This window comes from Planktotalea sp. (assembly GCF_039984035.1).
Lineage (GTDB): Bacteria > Pseudomonadota > Alphaproteobacteria > Rhodobacterales > Rhodobacteraceae > Planktotalea.
Map to the genome: position 1 here is coordinate 1 of NZ_JBDWVM010000453.1, position 4,341 is coordinate 4,341.

Sequence of the window (4,341 nt, forward strand, 5' to 3'; positions counted from 1 at the left end):
TATTCATGGCCGGGATCAATATCTTCGGCGGCTTCCTTGTCACCCGGCGCATGCTCGCCATGTTCCAGAAATCTTAAGGGGTCAAATCAATGGAATTTGGATTTACAACAGCGGCTTACGTGGTCGCAGCTGTCCTCTTCATCCTGTCTTTGGGTGGTCTGTCTGGACAAGAGAGCGCGAAACGCGCGGTATGGTATGGCATTGCAGGCATGGCGCTTGCGGTTGCTGCAACGCTGGTCGGCCCGGGGTCTGGTCTGTGGCTTTTGTCGCTCATCTTGATCGCAGGCGGCGGCGCAATCGGTTACCAATTGGCGACCAAAGTGCAAATGACGCAAATGCCAGAACTGGTGGCTGCGATGCACTCTTTGGTTGGTCTCGCGGCGGTTTTCGTCGGCTTGATCGCCCACATCGAACTTGGCCGCGTTATGGGCATGGACGATGCAGAGCGTAAAGCACTCGACGGATTTGCAGCGCTTCTGGCCAAGAAAGATGGCGTTGAGATCGGCATCCTTCGTGTTGAGCTGTTCCTCGGCATCTTCATTGGTGCTGTGACCTTCACAGGCTCTGTCATTGCTTATGGCAAATTGGCGGGCAAAGTGGACAGCGCAGCGACGAAGCTTCCGGGCGGTCACTTGCTGAACGCGGGCGCAGCTGCGCTCTCCTTCATCGCGTTGATCTGGTACTGCAACACTGGCGGCTTCTTCCCATTGTTCATCATGACTGTGGCGGCGCTCTTCATCGGCTACCACCTGATCATGGGCATCGGCGGCGCGGATATGCCGGTCGTTGTTTCCATGCTCAACAGCTACTCTGGTTGGGCGGCTGCAGCGATTGGTTTCTCCCTCGGCAACGACCTGTTGATCGTGGTTGGCGCGCTGGTTGGCTCCTCTGGTGCGATCCTTAGCTATATCATGTGTAAGGCGATGAACCGTTCGTTCGTCAGCGTTATCCTTGGTGGCTTTGGTGGCCCCGCGGGCGAGCAAATGGCCGTTGAAGGCGAGCAAGTTGCAATCGACACCGACGGTGTTGCAACAGCGCTCAATGAAGCCGACAGCGTCATCATCATCCCAGGCTACGGCATGGCTGTTGCGCAAGCACAGACTGCGGTTGCTGAGCTGGTACGCAAACTGCGCGCACAGGGTAAAGAGGTTCGCTTTGCGATCCACCCAGTTGCGGGTCGTCTGCCAGGTCATATGAACGTTCTTTTGGCGGAAGCCAAAGTGCCATATGACATCGTGATGGAAATGGACGAAATCAACGAGGACTTCCCAGAAACGGACGTCGCCATCGTTATCGGCTCCAACGACATCGTGAACCCAGCGGCGCAAGACGATCCAAACTCTCCAATCGCAGGCATGCCTGTTCTGGAGTGCTGGAAAGCCAAGCAAGTGTTCGTGTCCAAGCGTGGTCAAGGTACTGGGTATTCCGGCATCGAAAACCCGCTGTTCTTCAAGGACAACACGCGCATGTACTATGGCGATGCGAAAGAAAGCTTGAACAAGCTTCTTCCTATGATCGACTAACGCACCTTTGGTGCCATGCTTTGAAATTTGCGAAACCCCGTCATTGATTTGGCGGGGTTTTGTTTTTGCGAAGTGACTTCGCCAATGTTCATAGAGCTTTGAAATTGACAGTTTGAGCCTTTTAAACGAGCATTGTTGAACCTTGCCAGGAGCCAATCATGTCGTTTGAATTTTTCCTGACCTCACTTGTTGTAGTCCTGTTGCCGGGAACCGGCGTGATTTACACCTTGGCCGTTGGATTGGGGCAGGGTTTCAAAGCAAGTATCGCCGCTGCATTCGGATGCACGCTCGGAATCGTGCCTGCGGCCATTGCCAGTATCGTCGGGCTCGCCGCGCTTCTGCATACAAGTGCTTTGGCGTTTCAAGTGATCAAATACCTTGGCGTTGCCTATTTGTTTTATATGGCTTGGAAGATACTGAATGACGATACGGTCATGGAGGTGTCAGAAGACACACAGCGCCGCCGCTACGGGCGCATTGCGCTGTCTGGCATGCTCTTGAACGTGCTGAATCCGAAACTGTCGCTCTTCTTTTTAGCATTCCTTCCGCAGTTCGTATCGTCAAACGCCGCGAATGCGACAGCCTCATTGGTGCAACTCGCATTGGCGTTCATGGCGATGACCTTCGCGGTGTTCATCCTTTATGGCGCTTTCGCATCCTATGCGCGCGATTACGTCATTGCACGGCCCAAAGTGATGACATGGATCAAACGCAGCTTCGCGGGAACCTTCGGGTTTCTTGGCCTAAAGCTCGCAGGTTCCAACTAGTTAAACGTCATCGTTTATCCCTCGCTCTTCTAGAACTCCAAAACGCTGTCTTTGTGATGGGGCTTTACTTTTGCGCGCGTTGCCCCAGTTCCCCTTTCAGAACACAGGGAACAGAACCATGAACACTTGCATCACACTTACTGCCGCTGCTTTGATCGCCGGATCGGCACTCCATGCGGATATCGACGTGCGCTTTATCGAAGGGGCGCCGAAGGATCGTTTTGTCATCACGTCCCACTCTGATTGCTTGAATGGGCCAATCGATGTTGCGATCAATCTTGACGGCTCCGCAGGTGGGCTCATCTTCGACATCACGAGCGCAGGTGCGGGTGTTGAGGTATTTCAACCCTTTGAATTGGTGTCAGGTGGTGATTGGGTAACGAAGACGCCGGTTGTGACGGACGGCGATACAGCGCTAAGCCTGAGCCTGTCGTCTTTGCCAAAGGGGCAATCTGTGTCGTTTACGTTGGACGTGGATGATACGGGCGGTGCGCGTGAGATCACTGTGAGCGGCGGTGAAATCGCTGGAGCAGGGATCATGCTTGCGCAAGGTGGCAAGACATACAAAGCGACGTTCGGCGACAATGCGCGCGCGAAAATCGCTCAAAGCGGATGCGAGTCCTAAGACTTGAAGATGATTGCAGGGCGCGTCTTTGCCGTGCCCTGCAGTCTTGGATGAAAGAGGGCGTCAGCGACCTTTCCAAACAGGATCGCGTTTCTCTGCGAAGGCCTTGGCGCCTTCCAACTGATCTTCTGAGGTATAAAGCGTCTCGACGGTTTTGAACTGGCTCTTGGTGATCTTGTTCATGGCGTCTTGGAACTGCATATCTTCCGCCTCGCGCACCACCTCCTTGATCGCCGCATAAACGAGCGGCGGGCCAGAGGCGAGAAGCTCAGCCAGTTTGCGCGCTTCTTCCATCAGATCAGCGGCAGGGTAGACATAATTGATCATGCCCCAACGCGCGGCTTCATCCGCGTCGAACCAACGGCCCGTCAGCAGCATGTCCATCGCGATGTGATAGGGGATGCGCTTGGGTAGCTTGACGCTCGCAGCATCGGCCACGGTGCCAGAGCGGATTTCAGGCAAAGCAAATGTCGCGTGATCCGCGGCGAGGATCAGATCGGCGCTGAGCGCCAACTCCAAACCGCCGCCGCAGCAAATACCGTTCACCGCCGCGATGATGGGTTTGTTCAGATGCGGCAGCTCTTGCATGCCGCCAAAGCCTCCAACGCCGTAATCGCCGTCAACCGCATCGCCATCTGCCGCCGCTTTCAAATCCCAACCTGGGCAAAAGAATTTATCGCCCGCGCCTGTGATGATCGCCACGCGCAATTCTGGATCATCGCGGAAATCGCGAAAGACCTCGCCCATGATATGGCTTGTCGCCAGATCAATAGCATTCGCCTTGGGGCGGTCCAGCGTCACTTCCAGAATATGGCCGTTACGTACGGTTTTGATGGGGCTATCGCTCATGCGAGCTCTCCTTTGACGATCAAAGCATCCACCGCGACAGCGTCGTTTGGGGTGCAGATAAGCGGGTTGATTTCGACCTCTTGTATACGGCCGTGATGGGCAATGACATAGGCTTGCAACGCGTCTACCGCGCGCCAGAGCGCGGCGCGGTCAATGCCTTGCGCACCGCGAAAGCCATCAAGAAGCGGCGCGCATCGAAGCGTGCTGAGCGCTTGGGTCACGTCGGCCTCAGTGACGGGCAGAACCAATGATGCGGTGTCTTGCAACAGCTCGGTTTGCGTGCCGCCCGCGCCGATGGTCAAGACATAGCCATGGGCAGCGTCCAAGGTCACGGCCAAAAGCAGTTCAATGACAGCGCCTTGCACCATTTCCTCGATCAGGAAACTTTCACAGTCCATCGCTATGGCCGCGTCTTGCACGGCCTCACCTGTTTGAAGGCCGACACGCACAGCGCCCGCCTCGGATTTATGGGCAAGCCCCATGCCCTTCACGACGAAGGGCGCTGTCAGACCAGTTGCTTTCGATGGCGCGTCTTCGGCTGAACTCGCGCAACTCGCATTCGGGATGCGCATGCCAT

The 4,341-nt window shown here is 55.7% G+C and carries 5 protein-coding genes; 3 read left to right on the forward strand and 2 right to left on the reverse strand.

The annotated features are described in order from the left end of the window. Positions 1-89: 89 nt before the first annotated feature. The 3 genes from ABJQ89_RS20060 (at position 90) to ABJQ89_RS20070 (ending at position 2,915) form a co-directional block, all read left to right on the forward strand. On the forward strand, positions 90-1,523 hold the full coding sequence (locus ABJQ89_RS20060) for an NAD(P)(+) transhydrogenase (Re/Si-specific) subunit beta (RefSeq protein ID WP_348497924.1): 1,434 nt from the start codon (positions 90-92) through the stop codon (positions 1,521-1,523). Between the two features lie 158 nt (positions 1,524-1,681). Next, positions 1,682-2,290 (forward strand): LysE family translocator, encoded by a 609-nt coding sequence (locus tag ABJQ89_RS20065; protein ID WP_348497925.1) that lies wholly within the window; start codon positions 1,682-1,684, stop codon positions 2,288-2,290. Positions 2,291-2,408: 118 nt separating this feature from the next. Continuing rightward, a complete protein-coding gene (locus tag ABJQ89_RS20070) occupies positions 2,409-2,915 on the forward strand; it encodes an aggregation factor core (protein WP_348497926.1) in 507 nt (168 codons plus the stop codon). A gap of 63 nt (positions 2,916-2,978) precedes the next feature. Here the strand turns inward: ABJQ89_RS20070 and ABJQ89_RS20075 are convergent, their stop codons facing one another. Then, positions 2,979-3,764 carry a carnitinyl-CoA dehydratase gene (locus tag ABJQ89_RS20075; RefSeq protein WP_348497927.1) on the reverse strand — a complete coding sequence of 262 codons (786 nt, stop codon included), beginning with the start codon at positions 3,762-3,764 and terminating at the stop codon, positions 2,979-2,981. Beyond that, on the reverse strand, positions 3,761-4,341 hold a 581-nt coding region (locus tag ABJQ89_RS20080), incomplete at its 5' end, for an acetate--CoA ligase family protein (protein ID WP_348497928.1). The genes ABJQ89_RS20075 and ABJQ89_RS20080, both read right to left, overlap by 4 nt.